General features: G+C 62.0%; 27 protein-coding genes. 9 read left to right on the top strand and 18 right to left on the bottom strand.

Annotated features, from left to right (window positions below; all coding sequences use genetic code 11):
- Nucleotide 1: 1 nt before the first annotated feature.
- The 3 genes from lepB to I6E51_RS05865 form a co-directional block, all read right to left on the bottom strand.
- Complete coding sequence (gene lepB / locus I6E51_RS05875; RefSeq protein WP_197106054.1) at nt 2-757, bottom strand: signal peptidase I; 756 nt, start codon at nt 755-757, stop codon at nt 2-4.
- A 66-nt stretch (nt 758-823) separates the two neighbouring features.
- Entirely contained in the window at nt 824-1,171 is a 348-nt protein-coding gene (rplS, locus tag I6E51_RS05870) for a 50S ribosomal protein L19 (protein ID WP_129071803.1), read from the bottom strand.
- A 130-nt stretch (nt 1,172-1,301) separates the two neighbouring features.
- Entirely contained in the window at nt 1,302-1,787 is a 486-nt protein-coding gene (locus I6E51_RS05865; protein ID WP_197106055.1) for an MFS transporter, read from the bottom strand.
- A 31-nt stretch (nt 1,788-1,818) separates the two neighbouring features.
- Here I6E51_RS05865 and I6E51_RS05860 point away from each other — a divergent pair, with 31 nt between their 5' ends.
- Nucleotides 1,819-2,484 (top strand): TetR/AcrR family transcriptional regulator, encoded by a 666-nt coding sequence (locus I6E51_RS05860; RefSeq protein ID WP_231599661.1) that lies wholly within the window; start codon nt 1,819-1,821, stop codon nt 2,482-2,484.
- Entirely contained in the window at nt 2,481-3,248 is a 768-nt protein-coding gene (gene map / locus I6E51_RS05855; RefSeq protein ID WP_197106056.1) for a type I methionyl aminopeptidase, read from the top strand. The genes I6E51_RS05860 and map overlap by 4 nt, the downstream gene beginning before the upstream one ends.
- A gap of 69 nt (nt 3,249-3,317) precedes the next feature.
- Here the strand turns inward: map and I6E51_RS05850 are convergent, their stop codons facing one another.
- The 7 genes from I6E51_RS05850 to ffh all read right to left on the bottom strand — a co-directional run bounded on the left by I6E51_RS05850 (nt 3,318) and on the right by ffh (nt 8,649).
- Nucleotides 3,318-3,929, bottom strand: coding sequence for a hypothetical protein (locus I6E51_RS05850; protein WP_197109689.1), 612 nt, complete (start codon nt 3,927-3,929; stop codon nt 3,318-3,320).
- 44 nt (nt 3,930-3,973) lie between these two features.
- Entirely contained in the window at nt 3,974-4,660 is a 687-nt protein-coding gene (gene trmD, locus I6E51_RS05845; protein ID WP_197107150.1) for a tRNA (guanosine(37)-N1)-methyltransferase TrmD, read from the bottom strand.
- A gap of 16 nt (nt 4,661-4,676) precedes the next feature.
- The gene (rimM, locus tag I6E51_RS05840; RefSeq protein ID WP_197109688.1) at nt 4,677-5,285 is read right to left on the bottom strand and encodes a ribosome maturation factor RimM; all 609 of its coding nucleotides are present in this window, start codon (nt 5,283-5,285) and stop codon (nt 4,677-4,679) included.
- A gap of 48 nt (nt 5,286-5,333) precedes the next feature.
- A complete protein-coding gene (locus I6E51_RS05835) occupies nt 5,334-5,570 on the bottom strand; it encodes an RNA-binding protein (protein WP_010203243.1) in 237 nt (78 codons plus the stop codon).
- Between the two features lie 3 nt (nt 5,571-5,573).
- Nucleotides 5,574-6,023 (bottom strand): 30S ribosomal protein S16, encoded by a 450-nt coding sequence (gene rpsP / locus I6E51_RS05830; RefSeq protein WP_197106059.1) that lies wholly within the window; start codon nt 6,021-6,023, stop codon nt 5,574-5,576.
- 194 nt (nt 6,024-6,217) lie between these two features.
- Entirely contained in the window at nt 6,218-7,000 is a 783-nt protein-coding gene (locus I6E51_RS05825; protein WP_197109687.1) for an LLM class F420-dependent oxidoreductase, read from the bottom strand.
- 80 nt (nt 7,001-7,080) lie between these two features.
- On the bottom strand, nt 7,081-8,649 hold the full coding sequence (gene ffh, locus I6E51_RS05820) for a signal recognition particle protein (RefSeq protein ID WP_197109686.1): 1,569 nt from the start codon (nt 8,647-8,649) through the stop codon (nt 7,081-7,083).
- Between the two features lie 77 nt (nt 8,650-8,726).
- On the opposite strand from ffh, the gene I6E51_RS05815 reads away from it, so the two are divergent.
- Together I6E51_RS05815 and I6E51_RS05810 are read left to right on the top strand one after the other, a co-directional pair.
- Nucleotides 8,727-9,608, top strand: a complete 882-nt coding sequence (locus tag I6E51_RS05815) for an LLM class flavin-dependent oxidoreductase (protein WP_197109685.1) — start codon at nt 8,727-8,729, stop codon at nt 9,606-9,608.
- 51 nt (nt 9,609-9,659) lie between these two features.
- Nucleotides 9,660-10,181, top strand: a complete 522-nt coding sequence (locus tag I6E51_RS05810) for a gamma carbonic anhydrase family protein (protein ID WP_197109684.1) — start codon at nt 9,660-9,662, stop codon at nt 10,179-10,181.
- A 59-nt stretch (nt 10,182-10,240) separates the two neighbouring features.
- Here I6E51_RS05810 and ftsY read toward each other — a convergent pair whose 3' ends face one another.
- Nucleotides 10,241-11,110, bottom strand: a complete 870-nt coding sequence (ftsY, locus tag I6E51_RS05805; RefSeq protein ID WP_197109683.1) for a signal recognition particle-docking protein FtsY — start codon at nt 11,108-11,110, stop codon at nt 10,241-10,243.
- Nucleotides 11,111-11,165: 55 nt separating this feature from the next.
- Between ftsY and I6E51_RS05800 the strand changes: the two genes are divergently transcribed.
- Nucleotides 11,166-11,729, top strand: coding sequence for a histidine phosphatase family protein (locus tag I6E51_RS05800; RefSeq protein ID WP_197109682.1), 564 nt, complete (start codon nt 11,166-11,168; stop codon nt 11,727-11,729).
- Nucleotides 11,730-11,765: 36 nt separating this feature from the next.
- On the opposite strand, the gene smc is transcribed toward I6E51_RS05800, so the two are convergent.
- On the bottom strand, nt 11,766-15,398 hold the full coding sequence (smc, locus tag I6E51_RS05795) for a chromosome segregation protein SMC (protein WP_197109681.1): 3,633 nt from the start codon (nt 15,396-15,398) through the stop codon (nt 11,766-11,768).
- Nucleotides 15,399-15,640: 242 nt separating this feature from the next.
- Between smc and I6E51_RS05790 the strand changes: the two genes are divergently transcribed.
- Nucleotides 15,641-16,711 carry a GNAT family N-acetyltransferase gene (locus I6E51_RS05790; protein ID WP_197109680.1) on the top strand — a complete coding sequence of 357 codons (1,071 nt, stop codon included), beginning with the start codon at nt 15,641-15,643 and terminating at the stop codon, nt 16,709-16,711.
- Here the strand turns inward: I6E51_RS05790 and mutM are convergent.
- The 4 genes from mutM to I6E51_RS05770 are packed head-to-tail and all read right to left on the bottom strand — an operon-like array spanning nt 16,708 to nt 19,148.
- Nucleotides 16,708-17,622 (bottom strand): bifunctional DNA-formamidopyrimidine glycosylase/DNA-(apurinic or apyrimidinic site) lyase, encoded by a 915-nt coding sequence (mutM, locus tag I6E51_RS05785; protein ID WP_197109679.1) that lies wholly within the window; start codon nt 17,620-17,622, stop codon nt 16,708-16,710. The two genes, I6E51_RS05790 and mutM, sit on opposite strands and share 4 nt — an antisense overlap.
- Nucleotides 17,623-17,627: 5 nt before the next feature.
- On the bottom strand, nt 17,628-18,329 hold the full coding sequence (gene rnc / locus I6E51_RS05780) for a ribonuclease III (RefSeq protein ID WP_197106075.1): 702 nt from the start codon (nt 18,327-18,329) through the stop codon (nt 17,628-17,630).
- 25 nt (nt 18,330-18,354) lie between these two features.
- Nucleotides 18,355-18,558 carry a 50S ribosomal protein L32 gene (gene rpmF / locus I6E51_RS05775; RefSeq protein WP_009772721.1) on the bottom strand — a complete coding sequence of 68 codons (204 nt, stop codon included), beginning with the start codon at nt 18,556-18,558 and terminating at the stop codon, nt 18,355-18,357.
- A 2-nt stretch (nt 18,559-18,560) separates the two neighbouring features.
- Nucleotides 18,561-19,148, bottom strand: a complete 588-nt coding sequence (locus tag I6E51_RS05770) for a YceD family protein (RefSeq protein WP_307783833.1) — start codon at nt 19,146-19,148, stop codon at nt 18,561-18,563.
- A 264-nt stretch (nt 19,149-19,412) separates the two neighbouring features.
- On the opposite strand from I6E51_RS05770, the gene I6E51_RS05765 reads away from it, so the two are divergent.
- The 3 genes from I6E51_RS05765 to I6E51_RS05755 are packed head-to-tail and all read left to right on the top strand — an operon-like array spanning nt 19,413 to nt 22,202.
- Entirely contained in the window at nt 19,413-20,417 is a 1,005-nt protein-coding gene (locus tag I6E51_RS05765; protein WP_197109678.1) for a putative F420-0 ABC transporter substrate-binding protein, read from the top strand.
- Entirely contained in the window at nt 20,410-21,420 is a 1,011-nt protein-coding gene (locus tag I6E51_RS05760; protein WP_197109677.1) for a putative F420-0 ABC transporter permease subunit, read from the top strand. The genes I6E51_RS05765 and I6E51_RS05760 overlap by 8 nt, the downstream gene beginning before the upstream one ends.
- A complete protein-coding gene (locus I6E51_RS05755) occupies nt 21,417-22,202 on the top strand; it encodes an ABC transporter ATP-binding protein (protein WP_197106079.1) in 786 nt (261 codons plus the stop codon). Before I6E51_RS05760 ends, I6E51_RS05755 begins: the two co-directional genes overlap by 4 nt.
- 52 nt (nt 22,203-22,254) lie before the next feature.
- Here I6E51_RS05755 and I6E51_RS05750 read toward each other — a convergent pair whose 3' ends face one another.
- Nucleotides 22,255-24,516 (bottom strand): DUF3488 and transglutaminase-like domain-containing protein, encoded by a 2,262-nt coding sequence (locus I6E51_RS05750; RefSeq protein WP_197109676.1) that lies wholly within the window; start codon nt 24,514-24,516, stop codon nt 22,255-22,257.
- Nucleotides 24,503-25,873, bottom strand: a complete 1,371-nt coding sequence (locus I6E51_RS05745; RefSeq protein ID WP_197109675.1) for a DUF58 domain-containing protein — start codon at nt 25,871-25,873, stop codon at nt 24,503-24,505. The genes I6E51_RS05750 and I6E51_RS05745 overlap by 14 nt, the downstream gene beginning before the upstream one ends.
- Nucleotides 25,874-25,879: the final 6 nt, after the last annotated feature.

Raw genomic sequence — 25,879 nt, 5'->3', positions numbered from 1 at the left:
TCTACTCGGCGTTCTGCGTGACCCGCTGGAACGTCGTGGAGTAGTTATCGAGGATGCTCCAGCGCTCGGTCGGCCAGCTGATGAGCATGGCGCGGCCGACGACAGAATCGATCTTCACGAAACCGCCGGTGGGATCGTCTTTGTGAAAGGCGGAGTCAGCAGAGTTGTAGCGGTTGTCACCCATCACCCAGATGGAGTCGTCGGGAACGGTGACAGAGAAATCTTCTTGAGTGGCCTTGGTGACCGCGTCGGGAAGCTTGATGTACGGCTCTTCCAACGGGATGCCGTTCACAATAATCTGCCCGAATTCGTTGCAGCATTCCACCGTGTCGCCCGGCAAGCCGATGACGCGCTTGATGAGGTGGTTGCTGCTGTCGGGAGCGCTGAGCCCGACGAAAGCAAGCACGCCGTCTACGGCGCCGACGAACCAGTTCTGCGGTTCGCTAGAGATCGCAGGGAGCCAGCCACCCGGATCGGTGAAGACGACAACATCGCCGTGCTCAATGGCAAAGAGGTCAGGTTCGAGCTGATTGACCAGAATGCGGTCATCAATCTGGAGAGTGTTTTCCATCGACGACGACGGAATATAGAACGACCGCACCAGATAAGTCTTGATCAGGAAAGAGATCAGAATCGCCGCGACAAAGATGATTACTAAGTCGCGAAGGAAAAGCTTCCACCCGCCGGTCTTCTTGGCTGCATGGCGAGTACCGCCACGGCTGCCCGGCAGCGTGTTTTCAACAGTTTCGTTTGTCATTTAACCCCAAAGCTCCCAGCAAGCATATGCCGCCGGGAGCCGTTGGTTTGTGAATTGCGAGTTGTGTTAGTTGTCGCGCTTCTCTTTGATCTTTGCCTTCTTGCCGCGAAGATCGCGCAAGTAGTACAGCTTGGCGCGACGGACGAGTCCGCGCGATACGACCTCAATGTGGTCGATGACGGGCGAGTGAACCGGGAAGGTACGCTCTACGCCGACCTGGAAGCTGACCTTGCGGACCGTGAAGGTCTCGCGAACGCCGTGGCCCGAGCGACCGATAACTACGCCCTGGAACACCTGAATACGCGAACGCGTACCTTCGATGATGTTTACGTGAACCTTGACGTTATCGCCGGCACGGAAGTCAGGAATGTTGTCTTTGAGAGACGCCTTGTCGACGCCATCGAGAATATGCATTAGTGATCGCTCTCTGCGCCCGCCATGAGTCGAACACACTTAGTTAGATAAGAAAGTTTGTGCTTCAAGCGGTTACGACGCCCTCATGGCAGAGTCGTGCGCGAGCACAATCGACAATTCTGCCACAGATTTAGTCGAAATTACCATTCTCATCCGGTTCGAGGATGATCACACGACCATTGTCGAGCTTCTCCCCCGGGTGGGTTGGCCGTTGGGCATCGCGCTCGAAGCCCTCAACGAGGCTCGTGAAACGGTTGCGCGTCTCGGTAACCAGCTGCCAGAGGGCGATCCAGAACGCTGCAATGGCGACGATCACGATGAGTGCGGCCGGGAACGGCGCATCCACAAAGCCGTAAATGATGATCGCGGCATGCCACACAGTAAGCAGCCCCGCATCGATCCACGAGACGCTCTTCGAATCACGAACGCTCTTGCGGGCGACGGTGAGACCGGCAATAGCGAGCAGCGCGAAAGCCAAGATGGGGCACAGGATGAGAAACAGAACGAAGTCCCAGCCCACGCTCGACCCGTAGATTCCGCGCGCAATCAGTACCCACACGGGCAAGACAAGTACCGCGATGAACTGCCAGTAATAAAACGCACGCCTGATCATCATGCTTCTCAGGGTATCTTCGATGTGATCAGGAATGCTGAGAAGCATCGAACCGAAAGACTTGGTGTCCCCCGTGCCCAACACCGCGATCGTTCGCACCGAACCAGTGCAGCAGCGAAGCGCAGAACGAATCAACGTCCTCCTCGATGCGGCCGCTGTACTGCTCGACGAAATAGGCATTGATGCCCTCACCACGAGTGAAGTCGCAAAGCGGTCACGCTCCTCGGTTGGCGTTATCTATCGCTACTTCCCCAACATCCAGTCGCTTCTTCGTGGCCTCGCGTCACGCAACTTCGATAAATATCGCGCCGGGCTTTCGGCAACCCTCGCGAAGCGTGCGACAACGGGCCTTGAGGCTCTCAACACCGCCATCGACCTCTATGTCGAGTTTTGCCGCACCGAGCCAGGCTTTCGAGTGTTGTCGTTCGGCAATATCATCGACCGCCGCTTCAACGTTGATCGCAAAAGCAACAACACGGCGCTGGCAGAGATCTTGACCGACCTTCTTGTCACCACTTACGAAGTTCCCGCCTCGGATGCCCTCGCTTTCGACATCGAAGTGACGGTAGAAATCGCCGATTCGCTGTTGGAGCGTGCATTCTTGTATGACCCGCGCGGTGAAGAACCGTTTATCGACAAGCTCCGAGAGTTCATTGCGCAGCTCTTGGCACCGCACACGAAAGAGGCAGCTACCGCATGATCGAGTTGAGAACCCCCGCCGAAATTAATGAGATGAAGGCGGCAGGCGAGTTTGTCGCCAGCGTGCTTACCGCAACCGAAGCGGCATCCAAAGTGGGCGTGAACCTGCTCGAGATCGATGCGCTTGCCCACAGCATGATTCGCGAGCGTGGCGCGGAGAGCTGCTACATCAACTACCACCCCTCGTTTGGTGCTTCGCCGTTCGGCAAGGTCATCTGCACCTCCGTCAACGACGCGGCCCTGCACGGGCTCCCCCACGACTACACACTGAAAGATGGCGACCTCCTGAGCCTCGACTTCGCCGTTGCGGTCGATGGTTGGGTTGCCGACTCTGCGATCACTTTTGCGGTTGGCACTCCCCGTGACGAAGACCTCAAACTCATGGATGCCACCTCTCGCGCCCTCGATGCTGGCATCGCCGCGGCTATCGTTGGCAATCGCATCGGCGGCATTTCGGCCGCGATCGGTGATGTCGCCTACGGTGCTGGCTACGAAGTGAACTTGGACTTTGGCGGGCACGGCGTTGGCCGCGAAATGCACGGCGACCCGCACATCCCCAACGATGGAAAAGCTCGCCGCGGCATGCCGCTCAAGCCGGGCCTCGTGTTCGCGATTGAGCCGTGGCTCATGATCGGCACCGATGACATTTACACGGATGACGATGGCTGGACCCTGCGCAGCGTCGATGGATCTCGCGCGGCTCACTTCGAGCACACGGTTGCCGTGACTGCAGACGGCCCGCTCGTGCTTACCGCTCGCAAATAGCAGCAGTCAGCGCGCACTTAACTCCAACGCATCGAGACCGCACGCCAGCGTTCTCGAAAGCCGTCAGCTCTAACTTTGGGTGCCGACGCGACGCTCGAGCTGAATCGGCGCAACCGTGCTGGTGTAGTCCCAGCTGCCCTCGCTGTTAGTTCCTGCCTTCGGGATAGCAAACAGCACGTCGTAGGTGGTCGGCGCCGAGCATCCGACCGCAGACGGGTTGGTTTCGTGGCCGACGCGCAGACTATCGGGCTGCGGAAGCACCCAGACTGCGATGAGCTCGCACGACGCCACCTCAGCGGTGATGACGATGTCTGCTCCGCCGAGGGTCGCCGCCAACTCTCCCCGAGCCTGCACAACTTCGGCGTCAGTGGCGTCGACGAGCACGTCAACGGACGGCCAGGCATCCACCGACACCGCAGACTGCGCGTAACCATCCGGGAGCGGGCTCGCGGTGAGATCGGCGAACGTGACGTCGTCGACCGTCATCCGTCGGGTGGTGAGAGTCGAGTCGCTCGATTCACCCGCTCCACCTTCGGAGCTTGCCGTTGATGCTGGCGCTGGCGTCGCGGCATCCGTCGACGACGAGTCTGAAGAATCAGCACCAGTCGCGGTGCAGCCACCCAGCAAAGCAACTGCTGCAATCGCTGCGAAAAAGGAGCCGGGCGTCACTCTGATCGTCATGGCTCCATGCTTACACAGGGGGCTGAGACGCGAAGAAAGTTGTACTACTCCGCGTCGGGCAAGAGATCGGGGCGAACACGCTTGGTGCGCTCGACCTGCTGCGCATAACGCCAATCGGCAATTGCCTTGTGGTTGCCACTGAGCAGCACCGGAGGCACAGTACGCTCACGCCACGTCGATGGCTTGGTGTAGCTGGGGTATTCGAGAAGGCCCTGTTCGTGGCTCTCCTCCGTGAGGCTTTCGGGGTTGCCAATTACTCCGGGCACGAGACGACCAATCGCCTCGATCATCGCCATCGTGGCAACTTCTCCACCATTGAGCACGTAATCGCCGAGGCTGATCTCACGAACCCGAACAGTGGATGCCGCGTAGTCGATCACGCGCTGATCGATGCCCTCATAGCGACCGCACGTAAAGACGAGATGCTTCTCGAGAGCCAGTTCGCGGGCTGCAGCCTGCGTGAACGGAACTCCGGCAGGCGTGGGAACGATCACTACCGTTTCAGGCGTGAGAACGGCATCCAGCGCTTCTCCCCACGGTTCGGGGCGCATGACCATGCCAGCGCCACCACCATAGGGAGTGTCGTCGACGGTGCGATGACGATCGTGCGTGTAGTCGCGCAGATCGTGCACGCCCAATTCGATGATTCCCCGCTCGCGAGCCTTGCCCAGGAGGGAAATATCGAGCACCCCGAAGAAATCGGGGAAGATCGTCACGATGTCGATGCGCACGCGGTGACCTTCGCTACTAGTCGCACTCGGGCGCGTCAGCCTCGTCAGAAGCTGCACTCGGCGTCTCTTTTTCGACCGCTTCCGCGACGGCTTCTGTGGGCTCTTCGGATGCGTCTTCCGCAATCTCTTCGAAGAGTCCGGGAGGTGGAGTAACCACCATCTCGCCCGCTTCGATGTCGACGCTAGCCACGATGGACTTCACGAAGGGAACCAGGACGTCACCGTTGTCGGTAGTGACCGTCAACAAGTCTTGCCCGGGGAAATGATCTACCTGAGCAAGAGTGCCGACCTTTTTGCCGTCACGGATAACAGTGAGGCCAATCAGCTGGTGGTTGAACCACGCGTCTTCTTCTGGCGCTTCGTTGGGATCGTGATCGATCCACAGAATTGCCTTGACGAGCTTCTCGGCAGCACTGCGGTCAGGAACGCCCTTAAAAAACGCGACCGGTTGTGCGTTGAACCACTTGAGCTCAATGAGCTCCAGCGTCTTGCCATGCCAGGCCGAACTTGTCGGCACTTGCAGAGAAAACACGGCGCCCGGAACGAAACGACGTTCCGGGGCATCCGTGTACATCTCTACTTTGACGGCTCCCTTAAGCCCGTGAGCCTTCGTCAGACGCCCCACTCGCAGCTGTGTGCGACCTTCTCGGGGAATCTTTACTTCGCCCACTGCTTAGAAGTCAGTGTCGACGACGTCGACACGAACCTTGCGACCATCGGCCAGAGCCGTGATCAGCGTTCGCAGTGCTTTCGCGGTGCGACCAGAGCGGCCGATTACGCGGCCAAGATCTTCTGGGTGCACGCGAACCTCGAGGAGTTCGCCGCGTTGCGTGTTCTTTGCAACGACCTGAACGTCTTCGGGGTGATCGACGATGCCTTTAACGAGGTGTTCGAGCGCGGGAGCGAGCAATTGCTAAGCCTTGTCTGCGTCGGCGGCAGGTGCTTCAGCAGCAGCCTCGTCAGCGACGGGAGCTTCTGCAGCAGGTGCTTCTTCAGCCTTAGGCTCTGCCTTCTCAGCCTTGGGCTTGAGAACAGGCTTCTTCTTCTCGTCAGCCTGGAACTCTGCCTTAGCTTCCTTGACCTTGACGGTGCTTACAGCGTTCTTGTCACCCTTGAACTGGCCCCAGTCGCCGGTCAGCTTGAGGATTGCCTCAACCTGCGGGCTAGGCTGCGCGCCAACGCTCAACCAGTACTGTGCACGCTCGGACTCGACCTCGATGAACGAGGGCTCCTCGGTGGGGTGGTACTTTCCGATTTCTTCGATGACACGGCCATCGCGCTTCTTGCGCGAGTCGGCAACGACGATGCGGTAGTAGGGTGCACGGATCTTGCCCATGCGCTTCAAACGAATCTTTACAGCCACAATTCTCCTGATTTAAATGTTATTGGTGGCGAACCGCTAGCCGTGAGCGTGGGGGCACACTCGGCAGAAAAGCTCTAGTGGATTCCATCCGGGCCTGATTAGAGGGTCGGGCTACGGAGGACTCAACCGCCTATTCTGCCAGAGTTTTGACGGCTTGGGGAACCGATCGCCAATAAAGCCCCAAAGAGGTGCCGTTACCCGTTCTGAGAGTCCCGCCACGCAAGCCACTGCTTGGTAGTCGTGAGGTCGTAATCGGGCCCTGTAATACCGAGCGTGAAGAGGGTGATGCCCTGCTCCCGCATACTGTCAGCATCTTCAACGCTCTTCTCGCGCAACTCATTCGAGAGCTCAATCTCGTTGATGTCGCGGCCGACGGTCTCACAGTGACCGGCAAGCACCTCGAGCTTGTGCACGAGCTCCTCGCCCGTGGCGAAGCTGTGCCAGATGTCGGCGTGCTTGGCGACAAGCTTGAGAGTCTTCTTCACTCCCCCACCACCGATAAGAACAGGGATCTTGCGCGTGGGCGGCGGGTTGAGCTTCTGCCAGCGCGACTCGATGCGCGGCAATGCTTCAGCAAGAGCATCCAACCGCGAGCCGGCCGTGCCGAAGTCGTAGCCGTACTCCTGGTAGTCGCGCTCGAACCAGCCAGAGCCGGTGCCGAAGATGAAGCGGCCACCACTGATGTGGTCAAGGGTGCGAGCCATGTCGGCCTGCAGATCGGGGTTGCGGTAGCTATTGCAGTTCACGAGCGTGCCGAACTCAACTCGGCTCGTCATCTCTGCCCACGATGCCAGCTCTGTCCACGCTTCAAAGTGCAGCCCGTCGGGCTCACCGTAGAGCGGGAAGAAGTGATCCCAGTTGAAGAGAACGTCAACGCCCAGCTGTTCAAGCTCTTTTACGCGGTCACGAATGACCGAATATTCGGCGTGCTGAGGTTGAAGCTGAACGGCGATACGAACGGGGCGGCTCTGTGTCATAGCTCCACAATATCCCCTCCCGCACACACCACGAAGAGTGGTGCAGTACCGGCGACGGAAGGGTCAAAAAGTGCTAACGGCTAGCGTCCGAGGAACTTTTGTAGGCTTTCGAGTTCTTCTGGTGACGGTCCGCCAGCGGCAGGCTTCGAACCGCCAAGACCAAAGCCAGAGCCGGCGGGTGCCGAGGTTTCGACAGCACCCTGAGCGCGAGCTGCCTCTTCTGCAGCGCGCTTGGCGGGGTTGCCCGACTTGGAACCCTTCTTCTTCTGGTTCTTCTTGGCGTTCGCCGACTTGCCGCCGTGTCCACCAGGGATCGGGCCCATTCCCGGAATCTGAGGCGTGCCACCCTTAGCGACCGTCTTCATCATCTTCGCGGCCTGCTCGAAGCGGTTCACGAGCGCGTTCACCTCAGTGACGGTTGTTCCCGAACCGCGCGCAATACGCACGCGACGCGAACCATTGAGGAGCTTCGGTGTGGTGCGCTCCTGCTTTGTCATCGACTGGATGATCGCCTCAGTGCGCGTGATCTCCGACTCATCGAAGTTGTCGAGCTGCTCGCGCATGCCCTTCGCACCGGGAAGCATGCCGAGCATGCTCTTGATCGAACCCATGTTCTTGAGCTGCTGCATCTGCTGCAGGAAGTCATCAAGAGTGAACGTGTCAGTCGCAAACTTTTCGGCAACCTTGCGCGACTCTTCTTCGTCGAAGGTTTTCTGCGCCGTCTCGATGAGAGTGAGGATGTCACCAAGGTCGAGGATGCGGCTGGCCATGCGGTCGGGATGGAACGGCTCGAAGTCGCCAAGACCTTCACCCGTCGACGCGAACATGATCGGACGACCCGTGATGGAAGCAACCGACAGCGCTGCACCACCGCGAGCGTCACCATCGAGCTTGGTGAGCACAACACCGGTGAAGTCCACGGCCTCTTGGAAGGCTCGAGCGGTCTTGACGGCGTCTTGACCGATCATTGCGTCAATAACGAAGAGCACTTCGTCAGGGTCGACAGCCTTACGGATGTTCGCTGCCTGCTTCATGAGCTCGGCATCCACACCCAAACGACCAGCGGTGTCAATGATCACAACGTCGTGCTGCTTGTCTTTGGCAAACTTCATGGCCTGCTTGGAAACCTTGACCGGGTCACCCTTGCCGTTACCCGGTTCGGGAGCGAAGACGGCGACACCAGCCTGCTCGGCAACAACCTGCAGCTGGGTAACAGCGTTCGGGCGCTGGAGGTCAGCGGCGACCAACAGCGGCGTGTGGCCGTCAGCTGCGAGCCACTTCGCGAGCTTTCCGGCAAGAGTCGTCTTACCGGCACCCTGCAGACCCGCGAGCATGATGACCGTCGGCGGGTTCTTCGCGAACTCGATGCGGCGAGCCTCGCCGCCCAGAATCGTAACGAGCTCGTCGTTGACGATCTGCACCACCTGCTGCGCCGGGTTCAGCGCACCAGAAACTTCGTGGCCAAGCGCACGTTCGCGAACGCGACCCGTGAACTCCTTAACAACCTCGAGCGCAACGTCAGCATCGAGCAGGGCACGGCGAATCTCGCGAACGGTGCCATCGACATCCGCCTCGCTGAGCTTGCCCTTGCCGCGCAGGTTCTTGAAGGTATCCGCGAGGCGGTCGGTGAGATTTCCAAAAGTGGCCATGATGCCACCAGTTTAAGGTGTCTTTGGCTGTGCTGCGACTCCACAACGCCGACAGGGGCTCCGAGTAGGGTGAGAACGTGAGACACGGAATCGTCATACTGCCCCAACAGCCCTGGGCTGAAGCCCAACATCGCTGGATTCACGCCGAAGAAATGGGCTTCGATCACGCCTGGATTTACGACCACCTGTCGTGGCGGTCCCTCGCCGACGAGCAGTGGTACGCCACCGTTCCAACCCTCACGGCAGCCGCGAGCGTCACGAACCGCATCGGGCTCGGCACCTTTGTCGCCTCGCCCAACTACCGGCATCCGGTTCCCTTCGCCAAAGAATTGGCAACTCTCGACGACGTGAGCGCTGGCCGCTTTCTGCTCGGCGTTGGCTCGGGAGGCACCGGTTTCGACTCAACGGTGCTCGGTCAAGCCGAACTCAGCCCCCGCGAACGTCACGCCCGCTTCGAAGAGTTTGTGCGCGGCCTCGACGAGTTGCTGCGCTTCGAAGACCCCGGCAGCGGCGGCATCAGCTTTAGCGGCGACTGGTTCACCGCAGTGAACGCGCGGATGGTCGGGGCACCAGCCCAGCGCCCACGCCTGCCCTTCGTGGTCGCCGCCGAAGGCCCTCGCGGCCTACGGCTTACCGCCGAGCTGGCCGATGGCTGGCTCACCCTCGGCCGCACCGCCGACACCCTCGACGAGTGGTGGCAGATTGTCGCCGACACCTCCGCGCGCATGGATGACGCCCTCGAGAAGGCCGGCCGAGCATCCGGCAGCATTGATCGCTACCTCAATTTGGATGGCGCACCCCAGTTCAGTCTGGAAAGCGTCGACACGTGGGAAGACGCTGTCGGTCGCGCCGACGCCCTCGGCTTCACCGATGTGATTGGCCACTGGCCCCGCGCCGACGGCATCTACGTCGGTAAGGAAAGCGTGCTGATCGAGATCGCCTCCCGCTTCTCCCACTGAGGGTCCACTATTGACGCAAAGCCCGCACGCAGCACGCGATAGCTTAGAGACATGACAGCTCTCATTGTGACCCTCGCCGGACAAACCCCCTCCGTCGCCGACAGCGCCTTCGTTGCGCCCAACGCCACGCTCATCGGCAATGTCACCCTGGCCGAGCGCGTCGGTATCTTCTACGGCGCCGTTCTGCGCGGCGACACCGACGCCATCACGATCGGCGAAGGCTCGAACCTGCAAGACAACGTCACCGTGCACTGCGATGAAGGCATCCCCACCATCGTCGGCTCCGGAGTGAGCGTCGGTCACGGCGCCGTACTCCACGGCTGCACCGTCGAAGACGACTGCCTCATCGGCATGAGCGCCACCGTGCTCAACGGCGCAGTGATCGGCACCGGATCACTCGTCGCCGCCGGCGCTGTTGTGCTCGAAGGCACCGTTATCCCGCCCGGATCACTCGTCGCCGGAGTGCCCGCCAAGGTTCGCCGCGAACTCAGCGACGAGGAGAAGGCTGGCGTTCGGGAGAACGCCACGCACTACCTCGAGCTGTCTGCAGCTCACAAGGCTGTCAACAACTAGCGCAAGGCGCTTACCCGTCGCGACCGGCACCTGGGCGGCCGACAACTAGCAACTAGCAACTAGCCGACGAGGCCCTGCACGAAGACGTGGGGCGTGAAACCGGTGAGGTCGTTGATGCCCTCGCCCTGCCCAACGAGCTTGATCGGGATGCCGGTGCGCTCCTGAACGGCGAGCACGAAGCCACCCTTTGCTGAGCCGTCAAGTTTCGTAATGACGAGGCCGGTGACCCCAGCGTGCTGAATGAACGCTTCTGCCTGAGCGACACCGTTTTGGCCGGTTGTCGCGTCAAGCACGAGTAACACTTCAGCGATCTCCGTCTGCTTTTCGACAACACGACGGATCTTGCCAAGCTCATCCATCAGACCGCTCTTGGTCTGCAAACGACCAGCGGTGTCGATGATCGCGATGTCGATGCCCTCGCGCTGAGCGCGCTCGACCGTTTGGAAGGCGACGGATGCCGGATCTTGACCTTGCTGCTGGGGGCGCACGATTTCGGCTCCCCCGCGCTCCGCCCACGTCGCCAACTGCTCAACGGCAGCAGCACGGAACGTGTCAGCCGCACCCACGACCACCGTGCGGCCGTGGCCGACGAGGAACTTGGTGAACTTGCCAATCGTGGTGGTCTTTCCGACGCCGTTGACGCCCACGACCAGCACGACCGCGGGGCGGGCGCTGAGGGTGAGAGTCGGGTCGAGGCGGGCGAGACGTTCCTCGAGGGTTTCGCGCAGCATCCGCTTCAGGTCTGCAGGGTCGTCAGTTTTGAAACGCGCGACGCTTGCCCGTAGCTCGTCGATAACGGATTCAGTGATGTCGGGGCCGAAATCGGCCGAGATCATTGCGTCTTCGAGGTCACTCCAGGCCTCCGCGTCGATCGTGTCGCGCGCGAACATTGATTTGAGTGCGCCCGAGAGCGACCAGGATGCTGCCATGGCTACAGGTTAAGGCAGGTTCATGCTGCTTCCCTAACCGCGCTAGGGTTTTTAGATGCTCTCATTGATTCGCCACGGCCAAACCGACTGGAACGCTGCCGGACGCATGCAAGGTTCCAGCGACATTCCCCTCAACGACACCGGTCGCGAGCAGGCGCGGGAGGCCGTAGAGGTATTGCGGGGCTCCGAGTGGGACGTCATCGTCAGCTCTCCCCTGCAGCGTGCCCGCGAAACTGCCCAGATCATCGCCGACGGTTTGGGTCTCGAGCTCGGTCGCAGCTACGACCTGCTTATTGAGCGCAACTATGGCGAAGGCGAAGGCCTCACCACCCCTGAGATCAACGAGCGCTGGCCCAACCACAGCGGCTACCCCGGACTCGAATCACTCCATGACGTCGTCGAGCGCGGAATCGCTGCCCTCAACGAGGTGACTCAGGACTACCCCGGCAAAAAGGTGATCGTCGTGTGCCACGGCACGATCATCCGCTACACGCTTTCGCAACTGGCCGGTCGTGACTTCGACCACATTCTCAATGGCTCGGTATCTACGGTCGAAAAGCTGCACACGGGCTGGTGTGTGCACACCGTCAATGGCGAACCGCTCTCGCGCGTCGACTAGCAGTCATCGCTCATCACGAGCGATGACTCTCACGATCTAGCTCGCGTCGACTGACGCCGTCTCTTTCGCGACGCGCTGGCCCACGACGGCGCTGATGCCATCGGCACGCATGCTGACGCCGTAGAGGGCATCCGCGATTTCCATCGTGCGCTTTTGGTGGGTAATGACGATGAGCTGGCTGGTCTGGCGCAGGTCTTCGAAGATCGCCAGCAGGCGGCCAAGGTTGGCGTCGTCGAGCGCCGCTTCAACCTCATCCATGATGTAGAACGGGCTGGGGCGCGCCTTGAAGATGGCGATGAGAAGCGCGACGGCGGCGAGCGACCGCTCACCACCGCTCAGCAGTGAGAGACGCTCGATCTTCTTGCCGGCCGGCTTCACCGTGACTTCGATTCCCGTGGTCAACAGGTCGTCGGGGTTCGTCAGGAAGATACTTCCGGTGCCACCGGGGAACAGCACCGGGAAGACATCGTTGAACGCGTTCTTGGTGTCTTCGAATGCGCTCGCGAAGATGACCTGCATCTTGTCATCGAGCTCGTCGATGATTGTCAGCAGGTCTTTGCGGGTGTTCGTGAGGTCAGTGAGTTGCTCGGTCAAGAACTTGTGACGCTGTTCGAGCGCATCGAATTCTTCGAGAGCGAGCGGGTTGACGCGGCCCAGGCGTGCCAGTTTGCGTTCAGCCTTCTGCAGGCGAACCTCTTGTTCGGCACGCACAAACGGTCGGCCGGATGCCACGGGCTCAGCGTTCTCGTCTGGCTCAGGTGTTGCGGGGCTCGCGTCAGATTCCGTGGCAGCGGAGTTCTCATCGGGCTCGGCGACGGCGGCGCTCTCGGCCGCTTCGTCGTTCACCCGGTCATCGGGAACGGGCACCTCAGGGCCATATTCCGCCACAAGTACATCTTCAACAAGTCCGAGTTCTTCACCCGAGCGTTCGAGGAGACTGGAGAGATGCAGCTTCTTTTCGTAGATCTGCATTTCGAGGCCGTGGACGCTCTCGCTGACCGCCGAAAGGCGTTCACGCAATGCCGATTCTTCGCGGCGCAGAGTGGAGAGTTCTTCGTTCTGGGCCGAGCGCGCCGCTTCCTTCGAAGCAAGCACCACGCGCGCTTCGGAAAGCGAACGATCAACCGAGTCGAGCACCGCGGGGAGCATCTCTACGACCTTGGTCGCGGAGGCGATCTGACGTTGACGAATAACGGCAAGTCGCGCCTGCTCTTGGGCTGCTTCGCGCTCGCGCACCAGCTGGGCGGCGAGCTGTTCGGCGCGGGCACGCTCGGCGCGCACTCGCTCGCGGATGGTCTCCATTTGGATGCGCAACTCGACTTCGTGAGCCCGGGCGGCATCCACTTCGGCCAGCATCGGTTCGCGTTCGGAGACGTCGAGCATGGGGCGCGGAGCAGCCTGGTACTTGTCGGCGGCAGTCTGGGCGCGCGCCACTTCGGTGGTGGCGTCGGCCACGGCTTCTTCGGCAACATCGACGGCGCGAGCAAGACGGTCGCACTCGGCTTGGGCGGCTTCAGCCTGAATGCGGTGGCGGCCGAGCAACTCGGACTGCGCGGCAAGCTGAGCGTCGTATTCGCGCAAGGTTACGAGGGCTTGTTCAGCATCCGTCTTCGCGGAGGTGAGCTCGCGGCGCTTCTCGTCGAGTTCGAAGCTCGTGCGCTCGATCTGGGTCGTGACAACGCCGAGTTTGTCGGCGGCGGCATCCCGCTCAGCCACAAGTTCGAGGCGAGAGCGCTTCGCACCGGAGCCGCCGCGCAGCACGAACTGCGTGAGCACGTCTCCGTCACGAGTCACGAAAGTGAGATCGGCGGCGTTCGAGAGCGAGCCATACGCGGCGCGGGCGACCTCAAGATCGTCGGCGATGAGAACGTGGGTGAGGAGACCGTGCACTCCGTCGGGGGCCGTGACGACGTCGGTGGCGGGAATGGTTCCGGCCGCCGTTCCGAGCGAGACCGACCGCTTGGCAGCGTTCGCGACAACCACTTCGACGCGACCGAAATCGCGCGAAGCAGACTCGGCAAGCGCATCAATGGCTGAATCACGATCATCGGCAAGCACGGCATCCGCAAGCGTGCCGAGAGCGGCAGCGATGGCCGCTTCGTAGCCGGGCGTGATCTTCACGTGTTCAGCAACGAGACCGCGGATGCCCGAAAGCTTGGCAGCGACGAGAGCGCTTGAGCCGTCTTTCTGGTCAACCGCGAGGGATAGCGCCGAGTTGCGGGCGGCCAAGGCATCGCGCTCGCGCTCGGAGGCGTGGAGGGCTTCGCGGAGGGCTTCAATCTCGGCCTGAATGCTCGAAACTGTGGCTTCGGCGGCCTCGTAGGCGGTGTCGAGCGAGCCATCACTTTCGACGGTCGAGTTGCTGGCCTGGGTTTCGAGAGCCTCAAATTCGGCCTGGGCTGCCTCTCGACGCGACTGGGCTTCGGCGAGCGCCTGCTGCTGACGCACGAGTTCACCCTGCGCTGCGGTCAGAGTGGAGGTGGCGACTTCAACGCGAGCGGTGAGACCGGCGCTCTCCAACTCGTGACGCGATACGAGCGCACTCTGCGCGGCGATTTCTTCGTCGAGGGAGTCGAGCGCGGCCTTCGCTGTCGCGGTTGCCGCAGCGGCTGCGGCGACGGCCTTCTCGGCATCCGCAACGCCGGTCGCGAGCTCATCGGCGCCGGCCTTAACTTCGTCGACGAGGGTCTGACTGACGCTGTTGCTGGAAACGGGCGCATCGCTCTGCTGCCCGAGCAACGACAGTCGCTGGTTCGCGAGCGTGTAGAGGCTACGCAAGCGTTCTTGCACCGACTCAAGGCCGAAAGCCACGCGGCGGGCTTCATCTACTTCGCCACCGACTTGGGCTTGCTCAAGTCGGGCTTCGCGCAGTTTGTTTTGGTCGAGCTGCTCCTGCAGCACGATGCGCTGCGTTTTGCGTTCGCTCTCGCTGCGGCTGAAATCGTTGATGCTCGAGCGCAGTTCAACGACCTCGTCGGCGAGGAGGCGAGCGCGAGCATCCCGCACGATCGAAGCAATCGAGGCCGCTTCTTTGGCAATCTCGGCCTGCTGACCGAGGGGCTTGAGCTGACGACGGATCTCCCCCGCCAAGTCGGAGAGACGCGTGAGGTTCGCCTGCATCGCGTCGAGCTTGCGCAGCGTCTTCTCTTTGCGACGACGGTGCTTGAGGATGCCGGCTGCTTCTTCGATAAAGCCGCGACGGTCTTCGGGGCTGGCGTGCAACACCGCATCCAGCTGGCCTTGACCAACAATGACGTGCATTTCGCGGCCCAGACCGGAGTCGCTCAGGAGCTCTTGAACGTCGAGCAGTCGGCACGAGCTGCCGTTGATCGCGTACTCACTGCCGCCGTTGCGGAACAGGGTGCGGCTAATGGTGACTTCGCTGTACTCAATCGGCAGCGCGCCATCCGCATTATCGATCGTGAGGATGACCTCGGCACGACCCAGCGGACCCTTGGTGGCGGTTCCGGCAAAGATGACGTCTTCCATCTTGCCGCCGCGCAAAGTTTTGGCACCCTGCTCGCCCATGACCCAGGCGAGAGCATCCACCACATTCGACTTGCCCGAACCATTGGGGCCGACGACACACGTCACGCCCTGTTCGAACGCAAAAGTGGTCGGTTGAGCGAACGACTTGAACCCCTTGAGGGTCAAACTTTTGAGGTACACGTCACCGCCCGGTCGTTGCTGGTCTCAGCGTTAGCTAAATTCCTGACCAAGTTGCTGGTCAGAACCTTGCTATACGGTACCGGATGCGCGGGGTCCCGCCGTTCTGCCGCGCAGGCATCGCGCCGCGCCCGGCCGTCGGTGACACTCGGGGCACACTGGCCGCACCACTAGCGCGCTGCGAACTCGCGGCGTATTCTGGTCGGCTACCTCCGTAGCGCTTACCCCCGCAGATTGGTGCGCTCATGTCAGAGATCGAGATCACGACCCTCGAGATTCCTCTCGCGCTCTCTGCCGATGGATCGGACGACTTCACCGCGGCAACCGCATTGCGCAACGAGACCGACGAGATTATGCAGCACTACCCCGAGCTGGCGCACGACCCGCATGTCTCTCTCGCGACCTGGCAGCCCAGCGCCTTCGAAGACCGGCGGATGCTAATCGCTCGCGATCAGGACCGCATCGTGGGCCGTGGCGACTACAGCACCAACGTCGGCGAAGAGGCGGATACCGCGTGGATCGAAGCGTACGTGCATCCCGCTTATCGACGTCGCGGTATCGGCAGCCGACTGCTGACCGAACTTGAAACGATTGCGGCGGATGCGGGCAAGCGCAAAGTTCACGTCTACGTCTCAAGCGTGCCCACTGATGGCGCGCTACTGGACTCCCCCACAGGCTTTGGCACCGTTCCTCGTGACGGTGCCGGCACTCAGTTTCTGCAGTCGCAGCAGTACAGCTTCGAGCAGGTTGAGCGCGTGAGCAGGCTCCCTCTCCCGGTTCCTGGCCTGCACTCCCTCGTCGACGACGCCATCACGCGGTGTAGCCGCGACTATGCCGTGCACGAGTGGGTGGGGATGTGCCCAGAACAGTGGCGCGACGACCTCGCGTTGCTCTACACGCGCATGAGTACCGACGAACCCAGTGCGGGACTCGAGCCTCCCGAAGATATCTGGACCGCAGAACGAGTGGTCGATCATGACGAACGCGAGCTCGCTAGTGGAGTTACGACCGTCTACGCCGCGATTGAGCACGTAGCCTCAGCAGAATTGGTGGCCTACACCGCGCTCACCGTGCCAGAGCAGCCGGAACTCGCGGTGCTCCAAGACAATACGATCGTCCTGAGCGAGCACCGCGGTCACCGCCTCGGCAACCTGCTCAAGGTGTTGAATCTGGCGCATCTCCAACGAGTTGCGCCCGGCCATCCCTCGGTCATCACCTACAACGCGGAGGAGAATCGCCCCATGCTCTCGGTGAACGAAGCGGTCGGCTTTGTTCCCATCGGTTCTGACGGCGCGTGGAAGAAAGAGTTGCGCTAGCTCGCAGACTGACTCACGCGAATGCGCTGGCAGAACCTACAGAAGTGCGATCCTCGGTTCATGAACTGCTCACGCACGACCTCGCGACCGCAGCGCGGGCACGCCTGACCTTGCTGACCGTAGACGTTGAGCGAGTGCGCGAAGTAGCCCGACTCGCCGTTCACGTTGAGGTACTGGGTGTCGAAGCTTGTGCCGCCTTCGGCGAGAGCCTTGGAGAACACCGCCCGCACTTCAGCGAGCAACTGCACCGCTTTCGCGCGGCTGAGGGTCTCGGTGGGCTGGTTGTAGTGCACCCGCGCAGCCCAGAGCGCTTCGTCGGCGTAGATGTTACCGATGCCACTGATGAGGGTTTGATCGAGCAGCGCCCGCTTTACCGTGGTGCGCTTGGCCTTCAGCGATCGCAAGAACTTCGCGTCGTCGAAGAAGGGGTCGAGCGGGTCGCGCGCGATGTGCGCCACTTGGCTCGGCACCGCGAAAGCGGGCTGATCAACGGTGGGCAACATGCTGTCGATCGCCATCGAGCCGAAAATACGTTGGTCGACAAAATTGAGGCGCAGTGCGCCGTGGTCAGGATGATCAAGTTCGATGCGAATGCGGGTGAGCCGGTCATCCGTGCTCCGATCGCGCAAAAGAACTTGCCCGCTCATACCGAGATGCGTGACGAGCGCTTCGCCGTGAGTTTCAGCGCTGTCTGCCTCGGCACTGTCAGCGAGCGGGAGCCACATGAACTTGCCCCGGCGTTGAGGGGTGAGGAACGTGCGACCGGTCAGACGGTCAATGAAGTCTTCGCTCGGGCCCTCATGGCGGCGCAGAGAACGCTCGTCAAAGACGGTGACGGATGCCGCCGTTGCGCCGGTAACGGCTGGTTCAAGCCCCGCGCGCACAACTTCGACTTCGGGAAGTTCGGGCACGCCCGTTACTTCGCTGCGGCTTGGAGGCTAGTCCAGGCCTCGAGCGCTGCGGCCATTTCGGCCTGCTTCTTGCTCGAGCCGATGCCGGTCGCAATGACCTCGTCGTCGAGAGCGACGCTCGCGTGAAAACGCTTGGAGTGATCGGGGCCGCTATCTTCGATGCGATAGTCGGGAGCCCCACGCCCTAGTTGGGCGGCGAGCTCTTGAAGGCTCGTCTTGGGATCCATTGCTGCGCCAAACCGCTCAGGGTCGGCAAGCAACGGGGCGACGAGGCGAAGGACGAGCGCGGTAGCTTCGTCCTCGCCGAGGTCGAGGTAGGCGGCACCGATGATTGCCTCAACGGTGTCTGCCAAAATGGACGGCTTTTCGCGGCCGCCCGTCTGCTCTTCTCCCTTGCCGAGGCGAATGAACGCGCCAAGGCCGATCAGGCGCGCAATTTCAGCGAGCGCGACAGAAGAAACGAGACTAGCCCGACGCTTGGCAAGGTCTCCCTCGTCAAGCTCCGGGTTATCGCGATACAGCTTGACCGTTACTGCCTGGCCAAGAATTGAGTCACCAAGAAATTCGAGCCGCTCGTTGTGCGCGATTCCGCCGTTTTCGTACGCGAAAGAGCGGTGTGTCAACGCAAGCGTGAGCAACTCGGGGTCAATAGCGACCCCGAGCACAGCAGAGAGCTCAACCGGTGAGGCAGAGCCCGTCATCGCCATTTCGACTCGAGAATGTGAAGACTAGTTAAACGTCAGCGACCTTGCGACCCTTGTACTCCATGTACAGGGGCGTGCCAGCGGAGTCTTCGACTACCTTGGCGCGGTGCGGCAGGCTGTAAACAGTCTTGCCGTTTTCAACGGTCTTGACGAGGGTGGGAGGGGTTGCCTTCCACTGGGCGCGGCGCATGCGGGTGCTGGCCCGCGACATCTTGCGCTTCGGTACTGCCATGGCTAACTCTTTTCTTCTTGGGTCTCAGGTGAATCGTTTGCGTCGTGCGAGTTCTGGTCATGCGAGTCTTGCGTGAAATCTTGGAGGCCGGCCAACGCTGCCCAGCGAGCATCGATGGGCGCTTCGTGTTCGTGTCCTGGATTATCGAGCAACCGAACCCCACACTCGGGGCACAGGCCAAGGCAATCCTTCTGACAGACCGGCTGGAACGGTAGTGACAACACTACCGAATCCCGCACTACAGGTTCTAGATCGATGTATTCGTCGATAACCGTGTAGTCGAAAGCTTCGTCCTCAGAATACGCGAAAAGTTCTTGAAACTCGACTCGGACAGGCAGGGTGACGTCAATGAGGCAACGAACACACTCTGCTTGCGCTTTGCCCGACACCACAGCATCCACCAGAATGCCGTCGTGGAGTGACTCAAAACGGCCCTTGACGGACAGTTTCGAACCCTTTTCTACCCCAACAACGGCGGTACCAAAGGTTTCGGGTACGACGACCTGAATGGAGTGCTCTCTCATCTCGCCTGGGCGGTGAATGAGATCGCGCACCAACACGGCATACGGACTCTCGTTGATTCTAGACACGATCGTCGATTCTACCCCCGCAACGGCTCCCCTGTCGCCCCCGGTCAGCAATCGCTCAGTCAGCTAGCCCACGGATGAGCACGCCGGACCGTGTGGGTCGGTGTAGGCAGGAGGCTTTGTACCTCTCTAGACTGGTGCGACAGACCCGTGCGCTTGGTATGGCGTGGTTGGTTTGCCCAGGATTGGGCTGCCGGTCTTCTCGAAACACTTTTCGTTCTTTGTGGCGCATTCTCGCGCCCATCCACCCGTTTCTTGGAAGGCTCCATGTCTGCACTGTCTCGTTCCGTTTTGTCCCGTTCCGCGTTCTCTCGCACCGCACTACTGGCGGGGGTTTCCGTTCTTGCGTTGAGCGGATGCACTGCTGCCGCTGACGAGACGGAAACCACCTCGCCCGATGCCGCCGCGCAATCGGTTGAACTCAGCAACTGTGGCTTCGATGTCACCTTCGACTCGGCCCCCGAGCGCGTCATCACGATCAAGTCGTCAACAACCGAGATGCTTCTGGCGCTCGGCCTCGGCGATCGCATCATTGGAACCGCGTTTCAGGACGGCCCTGTGCCCGAACAGTGGGCATCCGACGCTGCGGGCCTGACCTCGATTGCTGAGCGCGTGCCGAGCGAAGAAGCCGTTCTCGATCTCGAGCCCGACCTTGTCTTTGCCGGGTGGGAATCAACGTTCAGCGCTGACGGCGCCGGCGAGCGCGCCGACCTCACTTCTCTCGGAATCAACACCTTCGTGGCTCCCTCGGCCTGCCAAAGCGCAGAACAGCCTGAACAGCTCAGCTTCGACAACGTCTTCAGTGACATCGAGACGGTTGCCTCGATCTTCCGCGTGGATGCCACCGAGATCGTCGATGAACAGCGGGCACAACTGGCCGCGATCGATGCCAATGGCGACTCCCGTACCGCTCTCTGGTTCTCCTCGGGCTCCGACACTCCTTACGTCGGCGCCGGCATCGGAGCACCGCAACTGCTGCTCGACACAGTTGGCCTCACCAACATCGCGGGAGACATCGACTCGACGTGGGCTCCCTTCAACTGGGAAGCCGTCGTTGACGCCGACCCCGACTTCATTGTGCTCGTGGATGCCGCCTGGAACACCGCAGACAGCAAGATCGACGTGCTTGAGGCCAACCCCGCCACCGCGAACCTCAGCGCCGTGAAGGCTGGCCGTTACCTCGTGGTGCCGTTCGCGGCGAGCGAGGCCGGCGTACGCAGCGTTGAAGCTGCCGAAAGCCTGTCGGCTCAAATTGCGGAGCTCGATGGCTAAAGTTTCTCCGCTCACCTTCGGCACCGCGCTGGGGATCGCACTTCTCGTGTCGATCACCATCGCGGTGACGATTGGCCCTGCCGACATCCGCTTCGATGAGGTCTGGCGCTCGATTGGGAGCCACCTCGGTATCGGAGTGAGCCCGCTCACAGAATTGCGGGATGGCATTGTGTGGCAGTTGCGTTTGCCTCGCGTGCTCACCGCTGCGGCGGTGGGTGCGGGGCTCGCGCTGAGCGGTGCGGTGATGCAGGCGATTACGCGCAACCCACTCGCCGACCCGTATTTGCTCGGGCTGTCATCGGGCGCGGCTCTCGGCGCGGTGTCAGTGATTGTGCTTGGCGCCGCCGTGTTACTTCCGTTTGCCGCCTTTGCAGGCGCGTTACTCGCGTTGACCCTCACCCTGCTGTTGGCGGGATCCCTCGGTGCGATCACCCCGTCGCGCACGGTGCTCGCCGGCATCGCCGTCTCGGCGCTTGCCTCGGCAGTCACAAGCTTTGTCATCTTCTGGAGCGTCGACGGCGACTCCTACCGTGAAGTGTTGTCGTGGCTGCTCGGCTCCCTTAGCGGAGCACGCTGGCCTGCGGTCGGAATCACTCTGGTCGCTATCATCGTGATCGGAGTCCCCGTGATGCTTACGGGACGCCTGCTCGATTCCTTTGCCTTCGGCGACGTGCAGGCAGCGTCGCTCGGAGTGAACGTCAGCGCGACCCGCTGGGGACTGCTGGCGGCATCCGCCCTCGTCACCGGCGCCATGGTCTCGGTGAGCGGATCGATCGGCTTCGTGGGGCTCATCCTGCCGCATGCCGTTCGACTACTCGTAGGGCCAGGGAACCGCGCCCTGCTCCCCCTGAGCGCCCTCCTCGGCGCCGTCTTTCTCGTCTGGGCCGACACCCTTGCGCGCACACTCTTCGACCCGCGCGAGATTCCCGTCGGCATCGTCACCGCCATGATCGGTGCCCCCATCTTCGCGTTCCTCCTCACCCGGCGAAAGAGCTCAACATGAGTGACGACACCGGCCTTGTCGCCGAACGAATCCGCGTCACTATCGACGGCACCCTGCTCATCGACAACGTCGACTGCACGGTAGCGCGGGGCTCCCTCAGCGCTCTCGTCGGGCCAAACGGTGCCGGAAAATCCACCCTGCTGCGAGCCCTGACCGCCGTGCAGGCTCCGGCATCCGGAACCGTCACGTTCGGCAACGCCGACCTGCTCGGGATGCCGCGTCGCCAACGCGCGCGCCTCGCCGCGTTCGTAGAACAAGACGCCACCACCGACTCCTCCCTCACCGTCGACATGGTCGTGAAGCTCGGGCGTCTGCCCCACCAGTCGCTGTGGGAGGCCGACTCCCCCGAATCCGCTGCCGTCGTGACGGCAAGCCTCGAGACCGTGGAAATGACCGCGTTCCGCGAACGCGAATTCCAGAGCCTCTCTGGTGGCGAAAAGCAACGCGTCATGCTTGCCCGCGCCCTCGCCCAAGAACCACAGCTGCTGACCCTCGACGAACCGACCAACCACCTCGACATCGCCGCCCAACTCGCCGTGCTCGAACTGCTGTCGAGCCTGCGCACCACCGGCGTCACCGTACTCGCCGCGCTGCACGACCTCTCCCTCGCGGCGAGCTACTGCGACCACATCATCGTGCTCTCCCATGGCCGCGTCGTGGCGGCAGGCGCGACCGAAACCGTGCTGACGGAACAGCTGATCGCTGACGTGTATGGCGTCACGGCATCCATCCTGCGCAATCCGGTCACCGGCAAGCCTGTCATCGGGTTTAGCCCCGCGTAGCGGCGCGGACGCCCCTCACCCAGACCACACCACCCTCACGCAGCACCGCTGGCTAGCGGTCGAAGGCCGTGCGCGGAGCAAGTGCCGCCATGATGCGAGCCCGCCAGCCCACGGATGACCGCAGCGAGGTGATCACACTCGACACCGCCGCCCGACGTACCGGTTGCGGGCGCGGACTGAAAGCCGACGCTTCAACTGCCGCGAGCACGAGCGCCAAGGTCGACGACAGTCCGGTCGACCACTCCGGACTTGGCGCCGACGGGGGCCCAGCGGAGTTCGCCGCGACAGGCACGACGCCGAGTTGAGCCGCAAGCTGCTCATACTGTTGACGTGGCGTCCCGGTGCGGGAAACGGCTATCCCCAAGTCGGCGGCGCTGTCGCAAATCTCTCGCCAGGAAAGCGCAACATCGCCTCGCGCGACGGCGGCCAATCGCAGTGCTCGACGAATGACGCGCACCAGCGCCGGGATCGCCAGCAGGAACGGAATGGCGAGCAAGAGCCACCACCATGGCGAAGTCTCGCCGTAACCGGGAACGGGCGTCTCGGGCACTTCGTCACGCGGCAGGTCGGGACGCGCACCCGGAGTCGCGCTCGAGCTGGGGCTGGCAGTGGGCTCAGGCTTCGACTCGTCAACGTCGGGAGTGCTCGGGTCATCGTTCACACTCTGCGCAAAGCGGGGCGTGCTGCCCACGGATGTCGTTGGTTCGAAACGAACCCAACCGACGGTCGGAAAGTAGAGCTCAGGCCACGAATGCAAGTTGTCTGTCGTGACCGCGAAACTCACCTCGTCGGTCTCGGAATCCACCTTCCGCTGGCCGGGCGTGAAGCCGACGACCACGCGAGAGGGGATGTCGAGGGTGCGCGCCATCGCGGCCATCGCCGACGCAAAATGCACGCAATAGCCGCTCTTGGCAGAGAGAAATGCGGCGAGCACCTCGGCGCCCGAACCGTCATAGTCGTCGGCAACCGGCGACTCCTCGGAGTAAACAAAGTCGCCATTGCGAAAGAACGATTGAAGCGCCAGCGCCTGGTCGAACCTGGTCGCTTCGTCACCGGCCACTTGCTGCGCTGTCTCAGCCACCACAGCCGGCAGCGACTCCGGCAGCGCCACATACTTCTCAAAACCAGCGGGCAACTCCGTCGGCGCTGCCTCCAACTGTTCGATCGAGGGGGCAGCGGTAATGTACGAGGCTTCGTAGCTTTGACCCTTGGAATTTGCGAACGACGTCGACACCGTTAAGCCCTCAGGTTCCCAGGCCCAACCGCGCCCGACATCCGCAATGCTCGTGGTCGCGTAAGGAACGGGCAGCAGCTTTCCCCGCAAGCGTTGAATCTGAATCTGCATGACGCTCTCGGTGCGAGGCACCTCCACCGACAGCCCCGGCGAAGGCGCAAACGCTTCAACGGTGTTGGAGTCGTCAATCTCGCGCTCCGACGGACTCCACGTTTCGTCGGTGAACTCATCCAGAGCAGCGACCCGCAGGTATTCATCTCCCCGTTCCGAGGTGTACGTCAGCGCCAGCAGCGGGGAATCGCGTCGAAGATCGTTACTCAGATTGAGGATCGGGTTCACCCCGGTAGCGATGATCCCCGGAGTGCCAGGAGATGGCTCAGCCGGCTCAACACTCGGGAGCACCACGGGCACGACGAGAGCCAACACGAGCGCGCTTGCCACAACAGGCCAGGCGGCACGCATCGTCGTGCGCTCCCCCGCCACGAGAAGGATGCCCACATAGGCGAGAGCGGTCACCGCAAAGCTGAGAGCATCGTGCAGTTCGCTTCGCACAAAAGCCGGAACCGCCAACAGGATGAGCAGCGGGAGCGCCGTGAACGCCGGCTTACGCAGCACGAACGCGATGACGTCCATTGCGATCGAGAGTGCGAGCGCGCCGAGGCAGATCAGAAACACGATGCTCACATCGGCATCCGCGGGAAAGCGCTGAGCTTCCATGGACGATTGCCCCTGCGCAATGAGGTTCGCGAATCGCGCGAAAGTGGTGAACGTTGGCACGATGCCCACCAAGGCTGTGGTGGCTGCGAAGAACAAGGTGAGTGTCGCCAAGCCGACCGCGGCGCCGATGAGCGACCCGATCCAGGCACGTGAAATCAGCGTGTGGCCCACGGCGGCCGCCGCAAGAACGACAAGCACAATTCCAACGTAAGGAAACCACCACGCGCCTTCCGTGAGCACTTCGCCGAGGCTGCTCGCCGCGACTCCCAGCGCCAGAGCCAGAGTGCCGCTGAGCGACCACGTACGCACGCGTTGTTCGTGAGCGCGCACACTGCGCGCCCGACTCTCTTCAGTTGTTGTCACGGTGTGCCCTCGATTCCGCCACAAACGAGGTCCAGGCATCGCCAACGTCATCGAAGGATTGCACCGAAATTACTTTCCACCCGGCATCGCGCAGCTCGTCACCGGCGGGCTGGCGAGCACGGTCGCCCGACCGCGTGAAATCTCCAAAACTCGACGAGGATTCCACCACGAACGCAACGGCGAGAACTCCCGGAAGGGCTTGCCGCCGCAAATACGACACCGTCTCCGGCTCAGGATGCGCGACCAGAGCCAATACCGGCCCGCCCGCGCTCGTGCTGGGCACTGGCTCACCCCACCAGCCCGGCGCACTATCGACGGGGCCGAAGGTTGCGAGACGGGTCAGAAATTCGTGTTCGTCGGCGGCCCGTCGATGCACGATTGAGGCATCCGCCAGCTGCGAGGGACCCGTCTCAATGATCTCCACCAGAAAGCCTTCGCGCTTCAGTTGCACGGCGGCAGAGGCGAGCATGCTGACGACCCACTCGAAGCGAGGGCTGCGCGCGGCTGCCGTAACGGCTCCGCTCGAGAGTCGCACCGAATCGTTGCGGCTGGCATCCGGATACCCTGCACGTCTCGTATCCACAATGATGCGAGCCTCGGGATAACTGTGCTGCTCCTCTTGGCGCACCATCAGGCTGCCGTGCCGGGCGGATGCTCGCCAGTGCACCCGTCGCATCGCATCGCCACGGCGATACTCCCTGGTCATCGCATCGTCATCGTCACCGGCCGACCGACGTTGGAGCACACGAGCCTCCCCATCGCCCGACTGGGCGAGCAACGCGGACTGCGCCAGCGTGACGACCCGCGGCGTGACCGTCAACTCGGTGACAGCGCCGACACTCCACGAGCCGAGCGCCAGCGAGAGCGGGTCGCTGCTCTGCAGCAAGAGCGGACCAATCTCAAAAATTCCTCGATCGCGCGGAGTAAGCGAATAGGAGAGCTGGGCTGCACTGCGCTGGTTGAGGCCACCGACTCGCGCCGAGAGCGGCGGCATCCAGCCACTGGCTGTAGCCCACGGAGACCACGGCAGGCCATCGGCCCAGTGCACTCCGCGAAGTCCCGTGCGCGCGTGATTATCGACTCGCACCGTGACAAGGCTCGTGGTTCCCGCCTCCACAACGGGAAACGCACACTGTCGGCTCACCGACAGCGCAGATTCCCGCGAGCGCACCAGCACAGCAGCCATGAGGGGTAACGCGAGAGCGAAGCATCCGGCATATAACAGAATCGGCATACCAGCCGCATAACCTGCCACAAGTGCGACCCCGCCCAGCACGAGAAAGGTACTCCCGCGGTTGGTGAGCCTCACGACACGCAACGCGACAGAGAGTGCTCGAAGAGGGCGAAGGCGAGACATGAGAGT

Origin of the sequence: Salinibacterium sp. NSLL17, assembly GCF_015864935.1 — a bacterium.
Taxonomy (GTDB): Bacteria; Actinomycetota; Actinomycetes; order Actinomycetales; family Microbacteriaceae; genus Rhodoglobus.
Note: the sequence above shows the minus strand (reverse complement) of the source record. Positions and strands in the feature narration are given on the sequence as shown.